The 24504-nt window shown below is 57.7% G+C and carries 22 protein-coding genes and 2 pseudogenes; 7 read left to right on the forward strand and 17 right to left on the reverse strand.

Features of this window, described 5'->3' with window-relative positions; translation table 11 throughout:
* The first annotated feature begins 315 nt into the window (after positions 1-315).
* Positions 316-1790 (forward strand): annotated as a pseudogene (locus H1B31_RS01455) (MATE family efflux transporter).
* Between the two features lie 54 nt (positions 1791-1844).
* Here H1B31_RS01455 and H1B31_RS01460 read toward each other — a convergent pair.
* The 6 genes from H1B31_RS01460 to H1B31_RS01485 all read right to left on the reverse strand — a co-directional run bounded on the left by H1B31_RS01460 (position 1845) and on the right by H1B31_RS01485 (position 8378).
* Positions 1845-2945 carry a hypothetical protein gene (locus tag H1B31_RS01460; protein ID WP_185980603.1) on the reverse strand — a complete coding sequence of 367 codons (1101 nt, stop codon included), beginning with the start codon at positions 2943-2945 and terminating at the stop codon, positions 1845-1847.
* 143 nt (positions 2946-3088) lie between these two features.
* A complete protein-coding gene (gene bioA / locus H1B31_RS01465; protein WP_185980604.1) occupies positions 3089-4435 on the reverse strand; it encodes an adenosylmethionine--8-amino-7-oxononanoate transaminase in 1347 nt (448 codons plus the stop codon).
* A 21-nt stretch (positions 4436-4456) separates the two neighbouring features.
* Positions 4457-5137, reverse strand: a complete 681-nt coding sequence (gene bioD, locus H1B31_RS01470; protein WP_185980605.1) for a dethiobiotin synthase — start codon at positions 5135-5137, stop codon at positions 4457-4459.
* A gap of 12 nt (positions 5138-5149) precedes the next feature.
* Positions 5150-5686, reverse strand: coding sequence for a biotin transporter BioY (locus H1B31_RS01475; protein WP_037346944.1), 537 nt, complete (start codon positions 5684-5686; stop codon positions 5150-5152).
* 567 nt (positions 5687-6253) lie between these two features.
* Complete coding sequence (locus H1B31_RS01480; RefSeq protein ID WP_185980606.1) at positions 6254-7561, reverse strand: purple acid phosphatase family protein; 1308 nt, start codon at positions 7559-7561, stop codon at positions 6254-6256.
* A 79-nt stretch (positions 7562-7640) separates the two neighbouring features.
* Complete coding sequence (locus tag H1B31_RS01485) at positions 7641-8378, reverse strand: metallophosphoesterase family protein (protein ID WP_185981200.1); 738 nt, start codon at positions 8376-8378, stop codon at positions 7641-7643.
* Positions 8379-8554: 176 nt separating this feature from the next.
* On the opposite strand from H1B31_RS01485, the gene purB reads away from it, so the two are divergent.
* Positions 8555-9847, forward strand: a complete 1293-nt coding sequence (purB, locus tag H1B31_RS01490) for an adenylosuccinate lyase (protein WP_185980607.1) — start codon at positions 8555-8557, stop codon at positions 9845-9847.
* Positions 9848-9873: 26 nt separating this feature from the next.
* Positions 9874-11160, forward strand: a complete 1287-nt coding sequence (locus tag H1B31_RS01495; RefSeq protein WP_185980608.1) for an adenylosuccinate synthase — start codon at positions 9874-9876, stop codon at positions 11158-11160.
* A gap of 54 nt (positions 11161-11214) precedes the next feature.
* Here H1B31_RS01495 and H1B31_RS01500 read toward each other — a convergent pair whose 3' ends face one another.
* The 4 genes from H1B31_RS01500 to H1B31_RS01515 all read right to left on the reverse strand — a co-directional run bounded on the left by H1B31_RS01500 (position 11215) and on the right by H1B31_RS01515 (position 15464).
* On the reverse strand, positions 11215-11832 hold the full coding sequence (locus H1B31_RS01500) for a hypothetical protein (protein ID WP_009441612.1): 618 nt from the start codon (positions 11830-11832) through the stop codon (positions 11215-11217).
* A 79-nt stretch (positions 11833-11911) separates the two neighbouring features.
* Positions 11912-12895 (reverse strand): YeiH family protein, encoded by a 984-nt coding sequence (locus H1B31_RS01505; protein WP_185980609.1) that lies wholly within the window; start codon positions 12893-12895, stop codon positions 11912-11914.
* A 131-nt stretch (positions 12896-13026) separates the two neighbouring features.
* Positions 13027-14997, reverse strand: a complete 1971-nt coding sequence (locus H1B31_RS01510; RefSeq protein ID WP_185980610.1) for a methyl-accepting chemotaxis protein — start codon at positions 14995-14997, stop codon at positions 13027-13029.
* 101 nt (positions 14998-15098) lie between these two features.
* Complete coding sequence (locus H1B31_RS01515) at positions 15099-15464, reverse strand: arsenate reductase family protein (RefSeq protein WP_185980611.1); 366 nt, start codon at positions 15462-15464, stop codon at positions 15099-15101.
* Between the two features lie 222 nt (positions 15465-15686).
* Between H1B31_RS01515 and H1B31_RS01520 the strand changes: the two genes are divergently transcribed.
* A complete protein-coding gene (locus H1B31_RS01520; RefSeq protein ID WP_185980612.1) occupies positions 15687-16145 on the forward strand; it encodes an Hsp20/alpha crystallin family protein in 459 nt (152 codons plus the stop codon).
* An 87-nt stretch (positions 16146-16232) separates the two neighbouring features.
* Here the strand turns inward: H1B31_RS01520 and H1B31_RS01525 are convergent, their stop codons facing one another.
* From H1B31_RS01525 to H1B31_RS01550, 6 genes are all read right to left on the reverse strand, one after another.
* Entirely contained in the window at positions 16233-17165 is a 933-nt protein-coding gene (locus tag H1B31_RS01525; RefSeq protein WP_185980613.1) for a transketolase family protein, read from the reverse strand.
* A complete protein-coding gene (locus tag H1B31_RS01530; protein ID WP_185980614.1) occupies positions 17165-17983 on the reverse strand; it encodes a transketolase in 819 nt (272 codons plus the stop codon). Before H1B31_RS01530 ends, H1B31_RS01525 begins: the two co-directional genes overlap by 1 nt.
* A 63-nt stretch (positions 17984-18046) precedes the next feature.
* Positions 18047-19321 (reverse strand): PTS ascorbate transporter subunit IIC, encoded by a 1275-nt coding sequence (locus H1B31_RS01535; RefSeq protein WP_009441604.1) that lies wholly within the window; start codon positions 19319-19321, stop codon positions 18047-18049.
* A 12-nt stretch (positions 19322-19333) separates the two neighbouring features.
* Complete coding sequence (locus H1B31_RS01540; RefSeq protein ID WP_009441603.1) at positions 19334-19612, reverse strand: PTS sugar transporter subunit IIB; 279 nt, start codon at positions 19610-19612, stop codon at positions 19334-19336.
* Between the two features lie 2 nt (positions 19613-19614).
* Complete coding sequence (locus tag H1B31_RS01545; protein ID WP_185980615.1) at positions 19615-20070, reverse strand: PTS sugar transporter subunit IIA; 456 nt, start codon at positions 20068-20070, stop codon at positions 19615-19617.
* Between the two features lie 4 nt (positions 20071-20074).
* The gene (locus H1B31_RS01550; RefSeq protein ID WP_185980616.1) at positions 20075-22057 is read right to left on the reverse strand and encodes a BglG family transcription antiterminator; all 1983 of its coding nucleotides are present in this window, start codon (positions 22055-22057) and stop codon (positions 20075-20077) included.
* Between the two features lie 246 nt (positions 22058-22303).
* Here H1B31_RS01550 and H1B31_RS01555 point away from each other — a divergent pair, with 246 nt between their 5' ends.
* A complete protein-coding gene (locus H1B31_RS01555) occupies positions 22304-22750 on the forward strand; it encodes a gamma-glutamylcyclotransferase family protein (RefSeq protein WP_185980617.1) in 447 nt (148 codons plus the stop codon).
* A gap of 2 nt (positions 22751-22752) precedes the next feature.
* Here the strand turns inward: H1B31_RS01555 and H1B31_RS11330 are convergent.
* A pseudogene (locus H1B31_RS11330) lies at positions 22753-22875 on the reverse strand (secretion protein HlyD); the annotation flags it as partial.
* A gap of 62 nt (positions 22876-22937) precedes the next feature.
* Here H1B31_RS11330 and H1B31_RS01560 point away from each other — a divergent pair.
* Both H1B31_RS01560 and H1B31_RS01565 read left to right on the forward strand, forming a co-directional pair.
* Entirely contained in the window at positions 22938-23621 is a 684-nt protein-coding gene (locus H1B31_RS01560; RefSeq protein WP_185980618.1) for a DUF969 domain-containing protein, read from the forward strand.
* Between the two features lie 12 nt (positions 23622-23633).
* Positions 23634-24494 carry a DUF979 domain-containing protein gene (locus H1B31_RS01565; protein WP_185980619.1) on the forward strand — a complete coding sequence of 287 codons (861 nt, stop codon included), beginning with the start codon at positions 23634-23636 and terminating at the stop codon, positions 24492-24494.
* Positions 24495-24504 lie beyond the last annotated feature (10 nt).

Below are 24504 nucleotides of genomic sequence, written 5' to 3' on the forward strand. Positions count from 1 at the left end.
ACATCGGGAACAGGATTTTTCGTTTTCCTTTTACGTCCAGAGCACCTGCGGTTCTATGATAATTGTTACGGAAGAATGCGGACTGCGATGTTCCAAAGCAAACCCTAGTGGATCAAGCGGGAAAAGTGCGCGGTACGCCCCGGCGGATTTCGTCATTTAACCGAAGGGCGTTTAGAAATTCGCTGGTATTTAGTATTTGCACGAACGCTTGCGAACGAGGCGTTTGCGTGGAGTATCGCAGTCCATAACACTTGACATAGCCCCCTGAAGTGGCGCTCGTGACTTATACGCCTCTCTATGATAAAATATCTCATTATGAATAAGATTCTCAGCAAACTTTACGCACTCAAACGCCGCGAGCGGATCTACGGCATACGCAACCCACTCACCTACGACTTTCTCCATCACAATATGCACCACCTGCACGTCCTGCTCTTCCACAGTGCCGATCAGCAGGACTTTACCCGTGGGCCGATCGTTCGGCAGCTGCTCATCTTCATGCTGCCCATCCTGCTCTCGCAGCTGCTCCAACAGTTCTACACCATCGCAGATACCGCCCTCGTCGGGCAGGTGCTCGGGGCGCGCGCCCTTGCCGCCGTCGGTACGGCGAGCCTCATCCTCTCCGTCATTGTCAATTTCTTCATCGGCTTCTCGGCAGGACTCAGCGTGCTCGTCTCCCATCTCTACGGGGAAAAACAGTATGCGCGTCTGAGCGGGCTCGTACAGAGCATCTTCGTCACCGTGCTCGCCTTCGCTGTCCTCTTCACGGCTGCGGGCATCGTGTTGACCGAACCGCTGCTCACGGCACTCGCAACGCCCGCCGAGCTGATCCCGATGGCAAGCCTCTACCTGCGAATCGCGCTGCTCGGTATGCTCGCGCAGCTCCTCTACAATACGGCAAGCGCCATCCTGCGCGCCCTCGGCAACACAACGAGCGCCCTGCACTACCTCGCTGCCGCCGTCGTACTCAACATCGCACTCGACATCCTGCTCCTCATCGTCATTCCCTGCGGCATTGCGGGTGCTGCGGCAGCGACCATCATCGCGCAGTACGCATCGGCACTCCTCGCCCTGCGAAAGCTCCTCCACCTCCACGGTGCATGGCATTTCACCCCGTTCGCCCCTTCTTTCAGCCCGCACACCTCATGCCCATCCTCGGTACGAGCATTCCTGCGGGCTTGCAGGCGGTCTTTATGAGCATCTCCTCGCTCGTCATTCAGACCTACATCAACAGCTTCGGCTATGCGGCGATGGCGGGCATGACCGTCTACGCGCGCATCGAGGGCTTCCTCTACTATCCGCTCTTTGCGTTCGGAATTGCGCTCACGAGCTTCATCGGCCAGAATGTCGGCGCGCACGACCTTGCACGTGTACGCGCGGGGCTGCGTGCGAGTCTGCGCCTTGCGGGATTCGGCGCACTCTTTATGGCGCTCATCGCAGGTCTCGCCGCCCCGACGCTCATCCCGCTCTTCACCGACGATCCCGCTGTCATTGCGAACGCCCTCGACGCCGTCTACTGGACGTTCGCCTTCTACTGGCTCTATGGCATCAATCAGGTCTACATCGGCGCGATCAGGGGACTCGGCGACACCCTCACGCCCATGGTCGCCGCGTTCGTGGCCTACTGTCTCTTTCGCGTCGCGTGGTGCTGGGGTTGGGACACGGTCGGCTTCCACTCCATGCACGTCGTCTACAACGCCTACAACGCGAGTTTCTTCGTCATGGTCGCAGTCCTTCTCTACGGCTATCGCAAAGCAATGCGCCGCACTGCAGAGCAGATTGGCGCATAGAAAAAGGCCTTATGATACGCAGCTATTCGTATCATAAGACCTTTTGTGTATTCTTCACGGCGTCGCAGGTGTCTCTGCATTCACTGCCCCGCGGCGGATCATGTCGCCGACGCGCAGATCGTAGGTGAGCGCCTGCTTGTGAAGGGTCTCGGCACGCGCAAAGTCCTCGGGCATCCCCGTATCCAACCCGCGTACAAAGCTCTCATAGGAGGCAATCGAGGCCTCCGTAGCCGCCTTACGCTGAGCGGCGAGATAGGCCGCGCCGCGCGGAACCTCCACCGCGTCCAGCTCACGCTGATACTTTTTCAGAACGGGGATCATATCCTCCTGTAGGAGGCGGATCAGAGCCTTGCGGCGCTCGATCGTATAGGTACTCCACGCGGTCTCCGTCAGGCTGCGGAACTCGCTCTGTGTCGAGCGGAAGACACCGTTGTAGCGGTCGACGATGGGTCGCGTCGCCTCGATATAGCGCGAGACATCCGCCGCCGTCGCCGTCTGAACCGCCTCGAGATAGGCGCGGTAGTTCGCCACGCGCACAACCTGCCAGCCCGTATCCCCCTTCTCCATGCGCAGCTGCAGGGGGAACTCCAGCCCCGTGCCGCCATCGCGCACCGTAACCGTTGCCACCGATGCGCTCCCGTCGCGCACAATCTCGCCGAGCGCGAGCAGCTCCGTATCGCGCAGATGACTGCACTCCATCAGGTATTCGAAATCAATGCCGAGCTGCCGCCCCTTCAGCGCGTCCACACCCTCCGGCTCCATCCACACTTCATGCTCCACAGCATAGGCAATCGTACGCACGAGCCCCTCTGTGACGCTCCCTTTGATTTTCTCATAGAACTTACCGGAGGCGATCCGCTCCGACTCCTTGAGGTGCGTATCACGTGCAAAGAGAACATAGGTGAGATCATCGTAGCCCGCATCCGCAACCGCCGCGAGATTCACATGGCGCTCAAACGATTCCAAATCGTGCTGCGCAACTGCCTCCGCCGCCTGCGCGAGGGCATACTCCGGACGCTGGATGTAGTAGGCAAAGTACCACGCGAGCGCTGCAATCATCACGACGATCATCCCCGCAGCGAGGACAAATTTTCGTTGATGCGCCTTGCGGCGACGCGCAAGTCTCACACGCCACGCAAACTCATCCATCGGCATCGCCGCACCTCCTCGCTCAAAATACAAACGCTGTCATTATAGCATTGAACGGCACGACGTTCAATCATATGCACCTTGGGATAACGAAAAAGTTATGAATATGAAAAGACGCACCCGTGCGGATGCGTCTTTTTTATGCAATGTTATGCGCCGAGGACTTCGTCCATCGAGAGCTTCATACGTTCGATGGCGATTTCGAGGTCGTCTTTGCCGATGTTCAGCGGCGGGTTGAAGTAGAGCACGTTGCCGAGCGGCCGCAGGAGCAGCCCGTTCTTCAACGCACGGCGATAGATGGCGTAGCCGAGGCGGCGTGCACTGTCAAAGGGACGCTTCTCCGCACGATCCTCAACGAGCTCGACCGCGTGAATCAGCCCGATGTGGCGAATCTCGCCGACATTCGGATGTGCGCCGAAGGCATCCGTCATGCGCTCCGTGAGCCACGCCGCCGTTTCCTCGGCGCACTCCAATACATTCTCCTCGTCGAGGATGTCGAGTACGGCAAGTGCCGCCGCACACCCGAGCGGGTTGCCTGCATACGTATGAGAGTGCATAAACGCCTTGCCCTCGCTCCAATCGGCGTAGAATGCCTCATAGATTTTTTCTTTCACAACGGTGATCGACATCGGCATATAGCCGCCCGTCAGCCCCTTCGAGAGGCACATGAGGTCGGGGGTAATGCCTGCACGCTCGCACGCAAAGAGCCGTCCCGTGCGCCCGAACCCCGTCGCAATCTCGTCCGCGATGAGGAGAACGTCGTGCTCGTCACAGAGGGCGCGCAGCTTTCTCAGATACTCCTCGGGATAGATGCGCATCCCCGCGCTCCCCTGCAGAAGCGGCTCGACGATCATCGCCGCCGTCTCCTTGCCATGCGCGTCGAATGCACGCTCCGCGTGCTCAATGCACGCGCAGTCACAGCTCCCGCGCAGCTTCCCATACGGGCAGCGATAGCAGTCGGGTGCCTCGACGTGGATGTTGTCCATCATCATCGGCTTGTACATCTCGGCGAAGAGATCCATGCTCCCGACCGAGAGTGCGCCGATGGTCTCGCCGTGGTAGCCCTCCGAGAGACACATAAAGCGCGTCTTTTCCGTGCGCCCCGTCTGCTGGCAGTATTGGAACGCCATCTTGAGCGCTGCCTCGACCGCCGAGGAACCGTTGTCGTTGAAGTGGAACTTCGTGAGCCCCTCGGGCACGAGGTTCGCCAGCCGCTCGGCGAGTTCGATGGCACCGCGGTGAGAGAAGTTCGCAAAGATGACGTGCTCGAGGCGGTCGAGCTGTGCCTTGATCCGCGCGTTGATCTTTTCATTTGTATGCCCAAGGAGGTTCGCCCACCACGAACTCACGATGTCGAGATACGAATGCCCGTGCACATCGTAGAGCCATGCCCCCTTTGCATGGTCGATCACCATCGGCGGCAGCTGCTCATAGTCCTTCATCTGTGCGCACGGATGCCAGATATGGCGGAGATCCCGCTCCTCAATCATCGGCATAGCTCTCTCCTTTTCTCTCCTTTACTGATACAGTGCGGCAAGTACATCCGCCGCTATCGGCAGCTCCGCAGCGTCGTGCTCTACACAGGCAAGCACACGCGCCCCCGTCAGTGTCTCAACCATCGTTACGTTGTCCTCCTGCATTCTGCCGCCCGTCCAGTTGTTGAAGATAAAGCCCACGAGCGGAATACCGCGTATCTTCAAATGCTCTGCCGTGAGCACAGCCGCATTGATCGTGCCGAGCCCCGCGTCCGCGACGACGAGCGCGGAGAGCCCGAGACGCAGGACGAGATCGTCCAGAATGACGTGCTCCTCATTGTCCCAGCGCAGGGGGCAGATGATGCCGCCGCTCCCCTCCACCGTCAGATAATCTGTGCGTTCCTTCGCCACATGGTAGTCCTGCTCCACCTTGTCGAAATCCATCGGGCGTTTCTCGATCTGCGCGGCGAGATGAGGCGATACGGCATCGCGATAGATATAGGAGACGGTGGCATCCTCCGGCGCAAGACCCGCAGCGTGCGCCACATGGAGCGCATCGCCCGGCAGGAGCGTCCCGTCAGCGGCGACCTCCGCACCTGAGAGTGCTGCCTTGTAGTAGCCCGCACGCAGCCCCGCACCCACGAGTTTTTTCACGATCAGTCCCGTGACGTACGTCTTGCCGATGTCCGTGCCCGTACCCGTGATAAATAATGCCTTACCCATGCTGCGCTCCTTTTACAACCACAGTCCCGCCCGCTGTGTCCGTACGCCGATGTACGCCGCCGCAACACAGAGCAGAAAGTCCGGCAGAACCTGCAGCACGCCGCAGTACCAGATCGCCACCCAGAAACCGATCGGCGCATCGATGATGTAGTTCGATGCAAAGTAGAAATACGAGATGCCGAAGACATAGACCACCACCATGCCCAAAAGACACGCGGTGAGTGCGCGGCGGAAGGTCGGTGCGCCCGTGCGGACAAACGCGCCCGTCACCCAGCCCTGAATGATGAAGCCCACGAGATAGCCGAACGTCGGCTGAAGCACATACGAGGGACCGCCACCCGAGGCAAAGACCGGAATCCCGACCAGCCCCATCAGGACGTATGTGCCCACCGCAAGTGCCCCAAGTCGTGCGCCGAGCATCAGCCCCGCCAGCAGCGTAAAGAGGAACTGGAGCGTGTAGACATCCGTCCCGACGGGGATGCGGACGAATGCGCCGACCGCAACAAGTGCGATGAATAGCCCGCAAAGGATTATTTCTCGTAGCTTCATAATGTTCAGATACCTCCAAGCGTATTTATCGGTGAAATAAACTTGCTTTATCATACACGTTTCGTATTTTACTGTCAACCAATTTATTTTATTTTGGTTTACGAATGTTTTTCGCACAAAAAAAGACAGTACACAGACTGTCTCATGTGTTATAATACAGGTGGTGCTATCTATTCGGTGGACGGTCAATCCAAGCCCGGAAGGGCGGTGGTTGTCTATGAACGAAACGAATGTAACTTTGTTGCTTTTCATCGTTCTAGTGTTGCTTCTAACAAAAAAGTAACCCGCCCCAAGCAGCGAACTTAAGCGGGTTACATATCCCAATATGAGAGGGCTGACCGTTTACACGATAGCACCTTTTTCTATGTGTATTATACAACAGAACACAAATCTTTTCAAGGGAATCGCTGATAAAATGAAGTCCGTCAGATTGGCACAGATTTTTCTGTCCGATTGAGGCAGCAAACCGGACGCATAGCAGAGCTATGTGGAGGATTTGCTAACGAAAAGCGGGCAAAAAAGATGCGCTAAGATGACGGTGCTGAATTTATCAGTGCTTCCCAAGTACTATCGCTTCGTCACGCGCACGCGATCCATCTCCGTGCCGTCGGTCAGGAAGCACGCGATCTCGATCGCATCCCGCGAGACATCCATCGTGAGATAGTTGTCCGTCTCAGGCTGCGGGAGTGTCACCTCATCAAAGGCATGATCAATCCAGAGATTCGGATAGCGAACATTGCCCGCAACGCCCGTGAGGATGTAGAGCGGCCCCTTCGCGTCCGGTGTCTTCTCAAAGCCGTAGATATGCCCACGGTTGCGATACGTATGCAGATGCGCCGTAAAGACAATGTCGATGCCAAGCTCGTCAAAGACGGGCATCCATACTCGTCCGTTGTCCTCGTCGATGCCCTCCGTGCGCTCTGGCCGCCCATTGATCCGATACTGCAGCACATCCTTGTGCATGAAGACAATATTCCAGCGCTTCCGATGTGCCTTCAGGTCGCGGCGAATCCACGCGAGCTGCTCCTCGACAAGCCCATCCTTGAACTCCCCGATTTCCTTCTGCTGGGTACAGAGCACGATATAATGCGCGTCGCCGTAGTCAAAGGAATAGTAGTAACGCTCAAACTCCTTGCTCCCGTTGCGCGGTGTCTTGAAGTAATGCAGATACGCCTCGGGCAGGCGCACCTTCCAGTCAAGATTGTACGTCTCGTGGTTGCCCATGAGCGGCACCATTGGAATCGAGCGCTGCATTTCCTTGACCCCGACGAAGAACTCCGTCCACTGCAGCCGATCCTCGCCGTTGTCCACGAGATCCCCCATGCAGGTGAAGAGCTCTGCGTCCGTATTGCGCGCCCACGCGAGATGCGCGAGCTGCTTCCAGTCCGCATAGTCCGAGGACTGGGAGTCCGGGAAAATCAGCATTTTATAGTTCTCATCGGCAGTTGGTGTATAGAGCGGCTGCCAGTCCGTCGCCGCGTCCCCCGCCGTAATGCGGTACTGATACATATGCCCCGGCGTCAGTTGATCGAGCTCCGCCGTGTACTGATAGACCTCGGTGCCATCGTCGGTAAAGCGTGCATCCTCTGCAGCAATGCGGCGCACATCCTCTGTCCCCTGCAGACGCAGCTCAATCATCTGCTGATCGACGGGCGACGTCACTTCCCACATGAGGGCGCGTGCGTGCGCATTGTCCGCCGCGACAATCTGCCGCAGGCGCTCGATATAGAATACGCCCGGGAACTGCCGCAGCGCCGTATCGCGCACGCCTCGCAGCAGATCGAGCTGCCAGAGCGCGGTCCCTCCCACCGCAAGCACGCCCGTCGCCGTAGCCGCACGAATGAAATTTCGACGATTCATCTTCTTATTTTTCATAGATCATTCCTTCATACATTTCCACGTCCCCCCATCATAACTCCTGGTGTGGACTCCAAGTCAAGTGTTTTTCATCAGCTCATGCCGACTGCATATAACAGGAGGAAAGCTCGTCTGCCGTCAGCGTATGTCCATCTGCGCATAGGTCGAGCCAGCGCGTCACATCCACGCAGCTGATCCGCCCGCCGGGGAGGAACGAGCCCGTATCGCATGCAATGATGTTGTTCGGCAGGAAGAGCGGCACATTGCGGCTCATGTCTCGCCCGCCGATCGCCTGCGTCGGCGTATGCCCGACAACGACAAGCTCCGCGCCGCGATAGAGATCGAAAAAGTCATCGCGAATCCAGAGCAGATCACTCGATGTCTGCTTCTTGCGCGCGGGATGCACGCCCGCATGAACGAAGAGGATGCTCTGCCCGCTGTGCTGCGTGCGGAAATAGAGCGGGCGCGCCTTGACGAATGCAACGAGGGACTCCGACTCCGCCGTGGGGAGCGCCTCGAGCTGCTGCTGCGTTACCTTGCCCCCGTTCATCAGCCAAATATCCATGGGGTCGAAATCATCAAGCCCATTTGTCTTGATATAGCCGAGCATCATCGCTTCGTGGTTGCCGCAGAGCGCATGGACATTCGTGTGCCGCTCCACCTGCGCGCACACAAAGCGCAAGACCTCGACGGGAGCAGCACCGCGATCGATATAGTCGCCGAGAAAGACCAGCATATCTTCTTTATCGTCGAATGCGATCTGCTTCCAAAGGGAACGCAGCTTTTCCATATGACCGTGAATATCGCCCACTGCAAGAATCCGACGAAACGCCATCATCGCCGCCCCCTTTCATTTATCCTATTATACCCTATACTGTCTGAAATGAAAATGATTGTACCGAACTATTGTGCTTTACACGGACACAAAGCCGTGATTGACAATCCTCGCACACAGAGCTATGATAAAGGTGTTGTTTTATGTCTTTCATGCACATGAGCAGGAGGAAGCAAATGATAGAACGCTATACGCGTCCGGAGATGGGACATCTCTGGTCGATCCAGAACGAGTGGCAGACCATCCTGAACGTGGAGATTGCCGCGTGCGAGGCGATGGCGGAGCTCGGCGAGATCCCCGCCGCTGCCGTGGAGAACATCAAGGCGAACGCGAAGTTCGATGTCTCACGCATCAACGAGATCGAAAAGACCACCGACCACGACATCATCGCCTTCCTCACGAATCTTGAGGAGAACGTCGGCGAGGATTCAAAGTACATCCACAAGGGGCTGACCTCGAGCGATGTCAAGGATACGGCATACTGCGTCATGATGCGCGATGCCGCAGCCATCATCCTCGACGATCTGCGCGCGTTCCGCGAGGTGTTGCGCCGCCGCGCAAAGGAGTTCCGCCATACGCCCTGCATTGGACGTACACACGGCATCCATGCAGAGCCGATGACATTCGGACTGAAGTTGCTCCTGTGGAGCGCGGAGATCGAGCGCGACATCGAACGCCTCACACGCGCGCAGGAGGTCGTCTCCGTCGGCAAGCTCTCGGGCGCAGTCGGCACCTACTCGAATATCGACCCGCGCATCGAGGAGCTGACGTGCAAGAAGCTCGGCATCACGCCCGTCCGCCTCGCAACGCAGGTCATTCAGCGCGACCGTCACGCCGAGTTCGTCACGACACTCGCCATCATCGCGGGCACGATGGAGAAGATCGCCACCGAGATCCGCAACCTGCAGCGCACGGACATCCGCGAGGCAGAGGAGTTCTTCAAGGCGGGGCAGAAGGGTTCGTCCGCGATGCCGCACAAGCGCAACCCGATCAACTGCGAGCGTGTCTCGGGCATGGCACGCCTCGTGCGCGGTAATGCCGTCGCAGCACTCGAGGACATGACACTCTGGCACGAGCGCGACATCTCGCACTCTTCCGTCGAGCGCGTCATCCTGCCCGATGCAACCATCAACGTGGACTACTGCCTGCACAAGCTGACCGGCATCGTGGACAAGCTCCTCGTCTACCCCGACGCCATGCTGCACAACATGAACCGCACGGGCGGTCTCATTTACAGTCAGCGCATCCTCACGGCACTCGTGAACAAGGGAATCCTGCGCCAGACGGCATACGTCTGGGTGCAGCGCAACGCCATGAAGCGCTGGCTCGAGAAGGAAGATTTCCGCACGAATGTCGAAAAGGACGCCGACATCTCCGCTCATCTCACGAAGGAAGAGATCGACGCCTGTTTCGACTATACCTATTTCCTGCGCCACGTGGATTCCATCTTCGCGCGCTTTGATCTTTGAGGGAAAGAATTAAGGGGGACTCAATTATGTCAACCATCGTTATCACGGGAACACAGTGGGGCGACGAGGGCAAAGGGAAGATCGTCGACTACCTCGCAAGCAAGGCGGACACGGTCGTCCGCTTCCAGGGCGGCTGCAACGCGGGTCATACCGTCGTCGCGGCAGGCGAGGAGTACAAGCTCCGCCTTCTGCCCTCGGGCATCCTCTACAAGGGCACGCACAACATCATCGCAAACGGCGTTGCGTTCGACCCCGAGGTCTGCCTACAGGAGATGGACGCCATGGCAGCGCGCGGCATCGACACGTCGAACATCCGCATCTCCGACCGCGCGCACGTCGTCATGCCCTATCATCGCCTGATGGACGGCATCGGCGACGCGCAGCGCGGCGCTGACAAAATTGGTACGACGGGACGCGGTATCGGCCCCTGCTACATGGATCGTGACGACCGCATCGGTATCCGTGTCTGCGACCTCATGGAGAAGGACGAGTTCGCAAAAAAACTTAAAAAGAACCTCGATGTCAAGAACGGCGAGCTTGCCGCCGTCTACTTCCACGAGCCGCTCGACTATGACGAAGTGCTCGCAGAGTACGAGGGCTATGCCGAGCGTCTGCGTCCGCTCGTCACAGACACGATCCCTCTCGTCAACGAGGAGATCGATGCCGGGCGCAAGGTGCTCTTCGAGGGCGCACAGGCGACCATGCTCGACATCGACTACGGCACCTATCCCTACGTCACGGCATCCCACCCCATCTCGGGCGGCGTCACCATCGGCGCAGGCGTTGCGCCGAAAAAGATCGACAGGGTCGTCGGCGTCGTCAAGGCATACTGCACGCGCGTCGGAGAGGGTCCCTTCCCCACCGAGCAGCTGAACGAGATTGGCGACAAACTACGTGAGGCGGGGCATGAGTTTGGCACTGTCACGGGGCGTCCGCGCCGCACGGGCTGGCTCGACGCCGTTGTCGTCCGCCACGCAGGGCTGCTCTCCGGCATCGACTACATGGCGGTCACGCGCCTCGACATCCTCGACGGCTTCGACGAGATCAAGATCTGCACGGGCTACAAGTACAAGGGACAGCTGCTGAAGGGCGTTCCCGCGAGCCTCAACGTCCTCGCCGAGGTTGAGCCGGTCTACGAAACGTTCCCTGGCTGGAAGACGGACATCTCCGGCATCCGTAGCTACGAGGAGCTGCCCGAGAACGCGCGCAAGTACCTCGAGCGCATGGCGGAGGTCACGGGCATCGCCCTCGGCATCATCTCCGTCGGCCCCTCGCGCGAGCAGACCATCATCCTCGACAAGGATATGTTCTAAAAAATATAAAATTTCGGCACGCTGCGTGTTTTGCACACAGCGTGCCGTTTTTGTTTATCTATTCTGCTCTGCCACCGTAAACCCCGCCTCAACGAAAAACTTCCGATATACCTCGGCCTTCTTTTCGAGTTTCATCGGGTAGGCACGCGAGGTGGACGGCAGGCGCGTAACGAGGAGTTCGCGGTCGCCGCAGCGCGCAGAGATCGTCTCGCCCGTCTTGAAATCCTTTGCCTTTACCTCTGCCTCAAGCAGGGAGAGCAGGATCTCCGTTGCCTTGCCGCCCGTCGTGCAGATGCGCCGACAGCCCGGGATCTCTGCGAGCACTGCGGGCAGATCGACCTTCTCCACGACCTCGAGGAACGCATCGGAAGCGTTGCCATGCGTGCGGATCGCGCGGCGCACGGTTGGGCACGAACCGATGCCGCGCTCCGTGAGGAACGCTTTGATCCGCTCCGCATCGAACGCTTTCTCACCCACACGCTGAAAATGCGCAGCATCGCCAAAGAAGACGAGTCCATAGACACGCCACATATCGTTCTGGAAGTTCGGATAGTGGAACTCCATCGTCCGCTTCTCCGGCGCGGGCGGGAACGTTCCCATCATCAGTACCGTCGCCTTCGGCGGCAGGAATGGTGGGAACGGACGCAGTTCAATTTCCTGTGTGTCAGTCATACTTCCTCCGTTCTTCGAGACAAGATGGATGTATCTTAGAGAGTTGGTGCGGTGTTCCTAAGTGAACCCGCACCAATTATTACAGCAGCCCCAGTGCATGCTGCACGATGAGCGACGTACCCGCGACCGCAATCCAGCAGACCATGCCAAGCAGGAGCGGGCGCGTCCCGTGCTTGAGGAGGGACGGCAGATCCGTGTTCAGACCGATTGCACTCATCGCGAGCACGATGGAGAACTTGCCGAGCATCCCAAGCCCATGCGAAACCTCGGCGGGGAGAATGCCCGTCGTATTCACGATGCACGCGAGCACGAAGTAGAGCACGAACATCGGGAAGATGCGCTTCAGCGAGAAACCCGCGCCGCTTTGCGCCGCACTGCGCATCATGAGCAGAGCGAAGAACAGGCAGACCGGCACAATCATCAGCGTGCGCGTCAGCTTCACGATGGTCGCATACGCGCCCGCATCATGGCTGTAGGCATAGCCCGCCGCAACGACCGACGACGTGTCGTTGATGGCAGTGCCCGCCCACATGCCGAACCCCGCGTCCGACATTCCCCAACTATGCCCGAGGAACGGGAAGATAAAGACCGCAAGCACGTTGAAGAAAAAAATCGTCGCAATCGAGATCACAACATCCCGATCCTTCGCTCCGATCACGGGTGCGACCGCCGCAATCGCCGAGCCGCCGCAGATCGCCGTCCCCGCACCGACGAGCGCGGTCATATCGCGATCCATCCCCAGAACCTTTCCCATCAGGAACGCCGCACCGAACGCCGCGAGCAGCGTGAAGATCATGACATAGAGCGACTGCTCCCCGACCTCGACCACATGAAAGAGATTCATCTCGAAGCCGAGCAGGATGATCGCGTACTGCAAAATCTTCTTGCCCGTGAATTTGATACCACTCTCGGTCGCCTGCGGCCGCCGTTTCTTCGCAAACAGCATACCGAGCAGAATGCCGAACACGGGACCGCCCACAATCGGAAAGTACAGCCCCAGAATGTACGCCGGGATTGCAAAGAGCAGGGCGTAGAGGATACCGTCCATATATTCGCGTTTCATAAACATCCCTCTCTCAACATATGTGTATTGTTTCTTTTATCTTACACCTTTTCCCCGCGGAATGCACGAAAAATAACAGTCTGCTCTCCTCGTAAGGATCGCAGACTGTCGTATGTTTTCTGTTATGAATCTCAGGTCTGGAACTGCTTCGTGATCTGCTGCAGCTCCCCGGCAATCTCGGACAGGGTACGGGTCGCAGCCGCAATCTCCGACATGGAGGCAGCCTGTTCCTCGGTCACGGCTGAGATGTTTGATACCTCTTCCTGCATCTTCGTGTCCGCATCGCTCGAGCCGCTGCTGAGCTCCTCGATGGAGTTGACAGCACGCTGATTGTTCTGCTGTACCGACTGCGCGATCTGTGCGATGTGGTTGATGCTCTCCGAGAGAGACTCAATGTGCGAGGCGATTGCCGTAAACTTCTCACCGGAACGATGGATCTCCTCCACGCTGTTCTCGACATTCACGGACTGTTCCTCCATTGCACGGAACGTCTTATCCATCTGAACCGCATTCCCATTGAGGAGCTCGGAGATATTCGCCGTTGCTTCCTTCGACTGCTCGGCGAGTTTCCGCACCTCATCCGCAACGACGGAGAAGCCCTTGCCATGCTCACCGGCACGTGCCGCCTCAATCGCAGCGTTGAGCGCAAGGAGGTTCGTCTGCTCGGAGATGCTCGTGATCATCTCGACGATGCTCGAGACCTCATGTGCACTCTCCTGCAGGCCGCGCACGGTTTCCGTAACAACGGCCGCCCCATCCTTCAGTGTATTCATCTTGCTGATCGTATGGTTGAGAATGGCCTGTCCGTCACGTGTCTCCTCCTCCGTCATTTTCGCGGAGGAGACAATCTCCTTGATGACATCTGCCACCTCGCCGATGCTGGAGGATGCCTCCTGCATCATCGCTGCGGCAGAGACGATCGTCTCACTCTGCGACGTCGAGGTCTCTGCAATCTGCGCGACGGAGTTTGCGGCAAACTCGGACGCCTGAGCCGCTTCCTGTGTATTCGCCGTCAGATCGGAGGAGGATGCCGCAACTCTTCCTGCCGTCTCGCTGACCTGCCGTATGAGCTTGCGGAGATTTTCCGTCATATTGCAAAATGCGTTGTGAAGCGTGCCGATCTCATCTGTACGATCCAGAGGCTGTGGTACGCTGCGCAGATCCCCGCGTGCAACGTTCGACGCGAACGCCGCGAGATTTTCGACCGGAACGGAGATGAGGCGAGCGATATAGAAGAGGATCGCTGCGAGCAGAACGAATGCCGCAATCGTGATGCCCACCATGATGCCGAGGAGCTCGGTTGAGGAGGCATACACCTCCGCCTGCGGCACGCACAGAACGAGCACCCATCCGGAATCACCGACAGGCACTGAGGCGTAGAAATTATCCGAGCTGTTCGGACTCGATGTGAATACGGGCTTTCCGGAGAGGAATGTCGACGCCAGCGCCTTTAGGTCGGAATCGTCCACCGAGGAGATATTATTGTCGAGGGAGTACTTGTCATGGTAGATGAAGTTGCCTTCCTTCGAGATCAGGAACGCCTTCCCCGTTTCGTAAATCTTTGCCTTCGACAGCAGGTCTCTCGCCATATCGAGGTTCAGATCGCAGCCCGCAACGCCGACAAGATTTCCGCCGCTCCGAATCGCCGCGCTGAAACTGACGACCGGCGTACCGTTGGCCGCCTTATAGACAGCCGACTGACACACCTTCGTCGATTCCGCCGCCTCCTTGTACCAGCCGCGCGAGGTTGCGTCAAAATCGCTGGGAATATCAAATCCTGCGCCGTCAATGAACGGCTGATCGGGAAACCCGACAAAGAAATCAGACGTTTTGGTTGCAAACTCCTGCGCCCCCAACATCATCTCATCGTACGAGGCATTCTCCGTCCCCCACAGCCGCGTAACTGTCTCAAGCTGACGGGATTTCGCCTGAAGTGCCGTATTGATATTGGCAGCATTCACCTCCGCCATCTGAATCATCTCACGCGATGCGACATCCTTGATGCTGTCCGACGCCTTCCAATAAATCGTCCCCAGCAGTATGAGGAAAACGAAGATCAGCGGCACGCCGACCAGCATCATAATCTTTGCGCGTAAATTCATGTGAACCCCCATCCTCCCTTATAAGAAAGTCACGTTTATTTTCATATATTTTACATTTTTTGTTCGCCCTTGTCTATATATGCTTTAATTTTTTTTGAGGTTTATTCCGCCATGCAATCCGCCCACTCCTTCTCGCGGAACCCCGTGAGCACACAGTCCTTCGTGATGAGCAGTGGGCGCTTCACGAGCATTCCGTCCGAGGCAAGTACGGCGTACTGCTCCTCCTCCGTCATTGCAGGCAGCTTGTCCTTCAGCCCAAGCTCGCGGTAGAGCATGCCACTCGTATTGAAGAAACGCTTTAACGGCAGCCCGCTCCGTTCGTGCCACACACGCAGTTCGTCTGCCGTCGGCTTCTCCGCCTTGATGTCACGCATCGGTGCGTTGCACCCATGCGCACGCAGAAACTTCTCCGCCTTCTGGCAGGTCGAGCACTTCGGATAGCCGATGAAAAGGATATCCTTATCCATATATCATTCCTCCTCGTAAAATCAATGGAATTACTTTCTCCATTATATCCCCTTCCAAAATTTTTTCAAACTTTTTCTTTTTGACCTATTGACTTTTTGACTATTTGAGGTATAATAACAATCGAAAGGTGATTTAAACCACCTTCCCAATCAAAAGCAACTGAATGGCATATCGAATACCAAACATCGCATATGCCCCAAATCTCTAAGGAGTTGATTACCATGTTTGGACTTGTACCTTTTGCCGGACGCCGTAACCTTTCGCAGCGTGACAGCGCGAATCCGTTTGCACTCTTCGACGCAATGCGCGATTCCTTCTTCCACGATGACTTCCCCACTGCGAATTGGGGGGCAAGCTCGTTCAAGGTGGACGTGAAGGACAGCGGCGACCATTACGAGCTGACCGCCGATCTGCCGGGCATGACGAAGGAGGACATCGCCCTCCACTACGAGAACGGCTATCTCACGATTGCCGCCTCGCGCACGGAATCCAACGATGAGAAAGACGATGCAGGGAACTACATCCGCCGTGAGCGTCACACGGGTGAAGTCAGCCGCTCGTTCTACATCGACGGCATCGACGACGCAAACATCCACGCAGAGTTCAAGGATGGCGTGCTGCAGGTGAACCTGCCGAAGACAGCGGACACACCCGCACGCAAGCAGATTGAGATTCACTGAAGAACAGCGCAATATGCGCACGTAAACGGGGCGTTGTACGAAGCGAAAAACTTCGTACAACGCCCCGATTTTCGTGCAAAAGCAACGTTATCCCTTTGCGTGCAGTACATCCTTGACCGCCGCGGCGATATGTGAGGCACGCAGGCCGTACGCCTCGAGCAGAACATTCGGATCCCCCGACGTTCCAAAGCGGTCACGAATCCCGACGTAACGCATTGGTACCGGATACTCCTCCGCGAGTACCTCCGCAACGGCAGAGCCGAGTCCACCGATGATGCTGTGTTCCTCTGCCGTGACGACAGCACCCGTTTTTCGGGCGGAATCGACGAGCAGTGTGCGGTCGATCGGCTTGATCGAAGGCATGTTGACAACGCGGATGCGGATGCCCTCCTGCGCAAGCTCGCGAGCGGCGATCATTGCCTGTTCGACCATGATACCCGTCGCGACGACCGTGCAGTCGCTGCCGTCCGTAACGACCTCGCCCCTGCCGACGACGAATTCATAGTCAGGCGCATGGTAGTCCGCCGTGCCGATGCGGCTGATGCGCAAATAGACAGGACCCTCATGAGCAACTGCCGTACGCACCATCGCCTCCGTCTCGACCGCATCCGAGGAGCAGAGTACTGTCATATTCGGCAGTGCGCGCATAACGGCAATGTCCTCGACCGCCTCATGCGATGCACCGTCATAGCCGACGCTCACACCCGCATGTGTCCCCACGAGCTTTACGTTCAGCTTCGGATAGGCGACGCTGTTGCGGATCTGGTCGAGTGCCCTGCCCGCGAGAAAGACGGAAAAGGTCGCCGCGACGGGAATCATCCCACAGGAGGCAAGCCCTGCCGCCGTGCCAATCATATCCTGCTCTGCAATGCCGACATCCACGAACCGCTCGGGACATACATCGCGAAACATCAGCACCTTGGTCGCCGAGCCGAGATCCGCATCGAGTACCACAAGGTGCGGATCCTCCGCCATCGTTTGCAGGACACGTCCAAAAATCTCGCGCATTGCCGTTCCCATTACGCCTCACCTCCGAGTTCCCGCAGAGCTGTGCGGTATTCGTCCTCAGACGGCACGCCGCTGTGCCACTTTACCTGATTCTCCATGTAGGAGATACCTTTTCCCTTTACCGTATGTGCGACAATCACCGTCGGTACGCCTGCAGTTTCGCGTGCGGCAGCAAATGCGGCGCGAATCGCCGCGAGATCGTGTCCGTCGATATCAATGACATGCCAGCCAAAGGCGGCAAAACGCGCGCCAATATCCGACAGCCCCGCGACCTCCTCGACTGTTCCGTTGATCTGAAGCCCGTTCGCGTCCACAATAGCAACAATGTTATCCAGTGCATAGCGACGCGCCGTCATCGCCGCCTCCCAGATCTGCCCCTCCTCGAGTTCACCGTCGCCGAGCAGAACGTAGACACGATAGTCCATCCTCCGCAGCTTTGCGGCAAGTGCCATACCGTTTCCAATGGAGAGCCCCTGTCCGAGCGAGCCGGAGGACATATCCAGCCCCGGCGTCACCTTCATATCGGGGTGCCCCTGCAAACGTGAACCGTACTGGCGCAGGGTCAGCAGCTCCTCCGCAGGAAAGTATCCGCGCTCTGCAAGTGCTGCATAGAGCGAGGCACACGCATGTCCCTTCGACAACACGAAACGGTCACGTTCTGCCCAGTTCGGGTCTGCAGGCCGCACACGCATCTCATCAAAATACAGCACGGCGAGCAGATCGGCAATCGAAAGTGCACCGCCCGCATGCCCCGTTCCAACCGCATGAATGGATTGGATCGTCGCGCGCCGGATTTTGCGCGCCGCCTCCTTCAGTTCTTCGAGTTCCATCTTTTCCTCCTTGCGCAAAACCGCCTTGGCAGACTGCCAAAGCGGTTTTTTTCATTGGATAAATTACTTCAGCATATGAATCACATTGCCGAGGATGATGCCGACCGCACCGAAGTCCGCATCACTGAACGTCGTATTGGCAAAGCCGAGGTTGCCGAGAACCGGCATGAGGAATACGGGCAGGAATGTGATGAGCAGCCCCTGTGCAAAGGCACCCGCGATACAGCCGCGCAGACCGCCCGTCGCATTGCCGAAGACACCTGCCGTCGCACCACAGAAGAAATGCGGTACAACGCCCGGCAGAATGATGGGCAGCCCCGGGAAGGACTTATCCGCAAGCAGAAGTACCGCCATGCCCACAACACCGCCAACGAAGCTCGATAGGAAGCCGATAAGCACGGCGTTCGGCGCATAGGGATAGACGACCGGACAGTCGATCGCAGGCTTTGCATTCGGCACAAGTGTCGTTGCGATTCCCGTAAATGCGGGCACGATCTCCGCGAGAATGAGGCGAACACCAGCGAGAATGACGTAGACACCGCCCGCGAACGTGATCGCCTGAATGAGCGAGAACACGAGGAAGTTCTGCCCGCCGCTCAGCTCCGTCTCCACATACTGCGGGCCACAGGCAAGGGCAACGATGAGGAAGAGAACGAGCATGACCAGTGAGACGGCGAGCGAGGAGTCACGCAGGAACGCGAGACTCTGCGGGAAGTTGATGTCCTCTGTCGAGCGCTCCTTGTTCCCGACGAGTGAGCCAACCCACGCCGAGAATACATAGCCAAGCGTACTGAAATGGCCAAAACCAACATCATCGCTGCCCGTAATCTTCTTCATCGTCGGATGTGCGATTGCGGGGAAGAACGCCATGACGAAGCCGAGCAGGATCGAGCCGATTGCCACGAGGGTCACGCCTTCAAACCCACCAACCGTGAGAATAATCCCGATCATACACGCCATGTAGAGCGTATGATGCCCCGTAAGAAAGATGAATTTCAGCGGCGTAAAGCGCGCGATGAGGATGTTTGCGACCATACCGAATGCCATGATGAGCGCAGTCTGTGTACCAAACTCCTTCAGAGCCATACCGACAATCGCTTCGTTGTGCGGAACGACACCGTTGATGCCGAATCCGTGCTGAAACATCGTGCCGAAGTGCGTGAGTGCGGCAACGGCAAGCCCCGCGCCGCCGCCGAGAATCAGAACACCCATGATGGTCTTGATCGAGCCCTTGAGGATATCGGAGAGCCCCTTTTTCTGCGCAATGAGACCGATCATCGAGACGAGACCGATCAGAACCGCCGGCACGCTTAAAATGTCAAGGATAAAACTCAGCATGATAATTCCTCCTTATCCCTTTACCTTGGCGACTGCTTCCGCAATCTTCTCGGCAAGCTCCTTCTTGTCAATCATATTGTTGAGCGAGACAACCTCGCCACCGAGCCCGACGAGCTGTGTAGCGATATCGCGTGTCCCCACGTAAATATCCGCCTTGATGCCCGCCGCCGACGAGAGATCGCTGTGATTCACCTCTGCCTCCACGCCAATCTCCTGCAGAGCCTTCTTGATGTTCATCTCGATCATGAAACTGCTGCCGAGACCGCTGCCGCAGCATACCAGAATCTTCATTGTCACGCACTCCTTTTCTTTTTACCAAACAGAGCCTCTGCGCTCTCCACACACTTTGCCGCCATCAGCCGCTCCGCCATCCCCTCCGTCATCAGGAACTCTGACAGTGCCTCGAGCATTTCCACATGGCTCTTGGCATCGGGTGTCGCGAGCGTGATGACGAGTCGCACGGGGTCGTTGTGTTCGCTGCCAAACGCGATCGGCTCGCGCAGCGTCAGAATCGTAAGCCCCACCGCCTTCGCCCCCGCCTCCGGTCGGGCGTGTGCAAGCATGATGCCGGGCGCGATAACCATATAGGGTCCCATCTCACGGTGGCTACGCTTGATTGCCTCCGGATAGGACGGCAGGATCGCGCCGCAAGTGAGCAACGGTGCAGCTCCTCGGTCAATGCACGCCGCCCAATCACGGCACGTCTCCTGCAGCATGATTCCTCCCGGAGAAATATAATCTCCCAGCATAAATTCACTCCTTCCGCGCTGCTGTGCAGCGACCTATCACGGCTCGAACTTCTTCCGCTGTGCGGCATTTCCGCAGATACTCCAGCGTTTCCGCATCGCTGAAAATTGTCCAGAGATCGAGCAAAAGCTCAAGATGAGCCTTCTCATCCGGCGTTGCAAAGGCAAAGAGCAGATCCGCCTCCGCGCCGTCCCGCTCTGCAAAGGCAACGGGATGTGCCAGCCGGACAAAACTGACGGCAAGCCGCCGCACCCCGTCTGCAGCACGTGCGTGTGGCATCGCAACCCCTGGGCACACGACGATGTACGCACCGAGCTCCTGCACGCTCTCCACCATCCGCCCGATGTAACACGCATCGACCGCCCCCGCCGCATGGAGCAGATGCCCCGCAGCATGCACCGCCGCCTCCCAATCAGCCGCCTGTGCATGAAGCTCGATCATCTCCTCCGTGAGGAGGTCAACGAGACGCATACCGCCCGATATGCGTACTGTATTCCCCTCCATGATGAAGCGGCTGTCATAGAGATATTTCAGCTGCTCCTCGATGATCTCGCTCTCCGCATCCGTCAGGATCGGTGAGATGCGCAGTACCGTCTTCTCGGGCAGCTGCACGGACACCGTACTGATAACGACATCCACATCGGCAACATCCTCCGGCTTCATGTTGTAGTAAGAAAGAATGCGTACGATGTGCAGGTTCGGCAGACGGTTGCGGATCGTATTTGCAAGCAAGGTCGCCGTGCCGACACCATTGCCGCAAATGAGCACCACAGGCAGCTTGCGCGACTTTCGCAGCTTCTTCCGTTCGATCGCAGCACCGAGGTAAAGCGTCAAATAGCCGATCTCATCCTCCGAGAAGCGCAGATTCATCCGCTCCCCCAGACGTTCCGCTGCGCGCGCAGCAATCAAAAATATGGCACGGTACTGCTCCCGAATGCGTTCGAGAAGCGGATTCGTCAACACAATGCCGACGTGCGCCCGCTCAAGTGCAGGACGGAGATGTACCGCAAGATTCCGCAGCAGCTCCTCATCGTCTGCATACGTATCATCCAACCAGACCTGTGCATATGCGACAAACTCCCGTGCAAGTGCGCGCGCCGTCTCCTGAGTGCGTCCCGGCTCCTCGCGAAAGACGTAGATGCGGCTGTGCAGCAGCTCCTTGACAATGTGCTGGATCTCTGCTGCGTGCAGGAATTCCGGCGCATAGCCCGCCATCCCTGCCGCAATCTCCGCAGCCAGAGACTCCGTTGCCTCCCCCTCATTTGACAGAAAATCCACGGGACGCCCCTCGGTGATCTGATGCCCCTCGCGCAGCCGCTGCATCTGGACGGCAAGCGCGCAGATCATACGGTTGATCGAGAGATCGCTCCCGAGCACGCCGTGTCTGCCCAGGAGGTCGAGGAAGAACGCCGCAATCTCTGCCATTGGAAGGTCATGTGCATAGCGGCGAAACGGAGAGGAGGCTGCATCCGTACGATCAAAATGGCGAAAATCATGCTCTTCTTTGGCGAAGATATGGATGAGCATATCGCGCAGCTCCTGCTCTCCCCCGGTCGCTGCAATGCCCGCGCCGCGCTTTGAGACGTACGCAAGTCCACGCTGCTCGAGCGTTGTCTGAACATCCTTTAGGTCGCTGATGAGGGTGTTGCGGCTGATGGCAAGCTCCTCCGCAAGTCCATCAATCGAACAGGGCTCATCGCCGAGGAGCGCGAGGATGATGCGGTCACGCCGCTCCTTGCGATCCAGTACCGGCGCGGCAGTCACCGCCTCCTGCACCTCCACGCGTTCCAGCCAGATGCCGCGCCGTGCCTGCGAGCGTATGCACAGCCCTTCGCACCGCAGCTCCTCCGTGAGCGCGTCCAGATCGTAGCGTACGGTTCGGACGGATACCGCAAGCATTCGTGCCAGATTCTCAGCCGTGACGGGTGCGGCTGAGAGGGTAGCGCGCAGAAATTTTGCCAACTGTTTGCGTCGCTCGTTTCCTTCCATACGCCACCTCCTTCCCGTATTTCCCATTATAGGAGAGATAGAATCCTGCAACAAGAACGAATCTCTGCCGCACAATCCTGCAAATAATTGGATAAATGCGGATAATCAACGGATTGAAAATGAACTTATAACCAAGCAGCACAAAAAAATGTATGCTCACACAGAAGAAAAGTTTTATTTTAAAAAAATATTCTCATCCTTTGTTTTTGTGGTATACTGTATACAACTGTTGAAAACAGGAGGAATATGATGAAAAGACTCTATGCTGCCTATGGCAGCAATCTGAATGTTGCGGCGATGCGGGAGCGATGTCCGAACGCGGTCATCGTCGGTACGGCGCAGCTCGCGGACACTGCTCTGGAGTATCGCGGCAGTCCGCCGCGCGTCTATCTGACGGTCACAGAGAAAAAGGGCGCGACCACGCCCCTCGGGATCTGGTCGGTGACGGAGAGCGATGAAAAGGCGCTCGACAGCTATGAGATTTTCCCTGCGCTCTACCGTAAGGAGGTACGGCACGTCCAACTAATGGAGCGGGAGACGGGTGTCATCAAAGACACGGCGGTGTTCCTCTACACGATGGTGGACGGGATGCCGCTCGGCACGCCTGATGCCGACTACGTCGCCGCTTGCCGCGCAGGGTTTGAAGATTTCGGCTTTGATCCGCACATTCTCGACTGCGCCGCAAGGAAATAACTTGGAAGCACTGATAAATTCAGCACCGTCATCTTGGTGCATCTTTTTCGCCCTGCCATCGTCGACAAATCCTCCACATAGCTTTGGCTATGCGTCCGGTTTGTCTCCTTGACTGAACAAAAAATCTACACCAATCTGACAGACCTCATTTTATCAGCGATTCCAATTTTCACAGGAGGTATCATCTATGCTTGTTCTATCCGGCATCCTCGTCATGGTGGTGGGGCTCGCACTGCGGTTTAACGCACTGCTGGTCGTCATCGTCGCCGGCTTCGTCACGGGATTTGCCGCAGGGATGTCCCTGCAGGAGATCGTCACGGTCATCGGCGAAGCATTCATCAAGAACCGCTATATGTCGCTCTTCATCCTCGTGCTGCCCGTCATCGGACTCTCGGAGCGGTTTGGACTGCGCGAGCGCGCCGAACATCTCATCTCGAAGATCTCTGCCGCAACGGCAGGGCGCATTTTCCTGCTCTATATGCTTGTGCGGCAGGTCACGGTCGCCCTCGGCATCTCTCTCAGCGGACATCCGACCTTCATCCGCCCGCTGATCTCGCCGATGGGCGAGGCTGCGGCACTCAAGGGACGCAAGGCATCGCCCGAGATCCTCGACAAGATCCGCGGCCATGCGGCGACGGCGGAGAACGCGGGCAATTTCTTCGCGCAGAACGTCTTTATCGCGGCGGGCGGGCTGCTCCTCATCAAAGGAGTGCTCGAGGAACACGGCTACGAGGTGGATCTCGTCACGATGGCACTCTACTGCATTCCAACCGCCGTGGTCGCCTTCCTCTTTGCGGCGATTCGCTTCCATCTCTTCGATCGGCGCATCGAGCAGGAGATTGCGGCATACAACGAGACGAAGAAAGGCTAAGGAGGGACTGCTATGCTGACACTCGATCACGTCTATCTCCTCTGCGGGATTTACCTCGTCCTCTTCGGGGTGCTCTCGTTCGGAGACAGCAAAAATCTAAAACGCTTCGGCACGGGTCTGTTCTGGCTTGTCTACGGCATCACGTTCCTCGGCGGCTCAGCACTCGGCAACGAGAACGCGGGCTGGATGGTCATCCTGATGGCGGTCATTGTCGCTGCAAAACAGATGGGACACGGCGACTATCATGAGACCTCCAAGGAGGAAAAAAATGCTTCGGCGCAACAACTCGGCAACCGTCTGCTCATCCCCGTCCTCGCGGTCGGCGTGATCACGCTGATCCTCGCGGCGACAACGAAGCTCGGTGCACTCGTCTCGTTCGGCATCGCCTCCATTGTCGCCATTGTAATTGCGCTCGCCATCACGCGTGGCGCACCGCTCCAGACGTTCCATGAGGGGCGTCGCCTCATCGATGCCATCGGCTGGGCTGCGATTCTCTCACAGCTGCTTGCAGCACTTGGCTCGCTCTTTGCCAAGGCGGGCATCGGCAAGATTGTCTCCGACATCGTGGCAAGTGCCATTCCGACGGACAGTGCACTTGCCGTTGTGATTGCCTACTGTCTCGGCATGGCAATCTTCACCATCATTATGGGCAATGCGTTCGCTGCATTCGCGGTCATCACGAGCGGCATTGGCATTCCCCTTGTCATCGTCGCGCACGGTGCAAATCCTCTCATTGTCGCTCCGATTGCGATGCTCGCGGGCTACTGCGGCACGCTCATGACACCGATGGCGGCAAACTTCAACATCGTTCCTGCGGCACTGCTTGAGATGCAGAGCAAATGTATTTCCTCGGATTCAACGGATAAGAACTGAAAGGGGGCGG

This window comes from Selenomonas timonae (genome assembly GCF_014250475.1).
In the GTDB taxonomy this organism is placed as follows: domain Bacteria; phylum Bacillota; class Negativicutes; order Selenomonadales; family Selenomonadaceae; genus Centipeda; species Centipeda timonae.

Bases quoted from the DNA above. Each gene is read 5' to 3' on its own strand.
- H1B31_RS01460 (WP_185980603.1), bottom strand. From the start codon at position 2,945: ATGCCGATGGATGAGTTTGCGTGGCGTGTGAGACTTGCGCGTCGCCGC.
- bioA (WP_185980604.1), bottom strand. From the start codon at position 4,435: ATGCCGATGATTGAGGAGCGGGATCTCCGCCATATCTGGCATCCGTGC.
- H1B31_RS01485 (WP_185981200.1), bottom strand. From the start codon at position 8,378: ATGGCGTTTCGTCGGATTCTTGCAGTGGGCGATATTCACGGTCATATG.
- H1B31_RS01505 (WP_185980609.1), bottom strand. From the start codon at position 12,895: ATGAAACGCGAATATATGGACGGTATCCTCTACGCCCTGCTCTTTGCA.
- H1B31_RS01520 (WP_185980612.1), top strand. From the start codon at position 15,687: ATGTTTGGACTTGTACCTTTTGCCGGACGCCGTAACCTTTCGCAGCGT.
- purB (WP_185980607.1), top strand. From the start codon at position 8,555: ATGATAGAACGCTATACGCGTCCGGAGATGGGACATCTCTGGTCGATC.
- H1B31_RS01545 (WP_185980615.1), bottom strand. From the start codon at position 20,070: ATGCTGGGAGATTATATTTCTCCGGGAGGAATCATGCTGCAGGAGACG.
- H1B31_RS01475 (WP_037346944.1), bottom strand. From the start codon at position 5,686: ATGAAGCTACGAGAAATAATCCTTTGCGGGCTATTCATCGCACTTGTT.
- bioD (WP_185980605.1), bottom strand. From the start codon at position 5,137: ATGGGTAAGGCATTATTTATCACGGGTACGGGCACGGACATCGGCAAG.
- H1B31_RS01525 (WP_185980613.1), bottom strand. From the start codon at position 17,165: ATGGGAACGGCAATGCGCGAGATTTTTGGACGTGTCCTGCAAACGATG.
- H1B31_RS01550 (WP_185980616.1), bottom strand. From the start codon at position 22,057: ATGGAAGGAAACGAGCGACGCAAACAGTTGGCAAAATTTCTGCGCGCT.
- H1B31_RS01480 (WP_185980606.1), bottom strand. From the start codon at position 7,561: ATGAAAAATAAGAAGATGAATCGTCGAAATTTCATTCGTGCGGCTACG.
- H1B31_RS01540 (WP_009441603.1), bottom strand. From the start codon at position 19,612: ATGAAGATTCTGGTATGCTGCGGCAGCGGTCTCGGCAGCAGTTTCATG.
- H1B31_RS01530 (WP_185980614.1), bottom strand. From the start codon at position 17,983: ATGGAACTCGAAGAACTGAAGGAGGCGGCGCGCAAAATCCGGCGCGCG.
- H1B31_RS01555 (WP_185980617.1), top strand. From the start codon at position 22,304: ATGATGAAAAGACTCTATGCTGCCTATGGCAGCAATCTGAATGTTGCG.
- H1B31_RS01500 (WP_009441612.1), bottom strand. From the start codon at position 11,832: ATGACTGACACACAGGAAATTGAACTGCGTCCGTTCCCACCATTCCTG.
- H1B31_RS01560 (WP_185980618.1), top strand. From the start codon at position 22,938: ATGCTTGTTCTATCCGGCATCCTCGTCATGGTGGTGGGGCTCGCACTG.
- H1B31_RS01495 (WP_185980608.1), top strand. From the start codon at position 9,874: ATGTCAACCATCGTTATCACGGGAACACAGTGGGGCGACGAGGGCAAA.
- H1B31_RS01535 (WP_009441604.1), bottom strand. From the start codon at position 19,321: ATGCTGAGTTTTATCCTTGACATTTTAAGCGTGCCGGCGGTTCTGATC.
- H1B31_RS01515 (WP_185980611.1), bottom strand. From the start codon at position 15,464: ATGGATAAGGATATCCTTTTCATCGGCTATCCGAAGTGCTCGACCTGC.
- H1B31_RS01510 (WP_185980610.1), bottom strand. From the start codon at position 14,997: ATGAATTTACGCGCAAAGATTATGATGCTGGTCGGCGTGCCGCTGATC.
- H1B31_RS01565 (WP_185980619.1), top strand. From the start codon at position 23,634: ATGCTGACACTCGATCACGTCTATCTCCTCTGCGGGATTTACCTCGTC.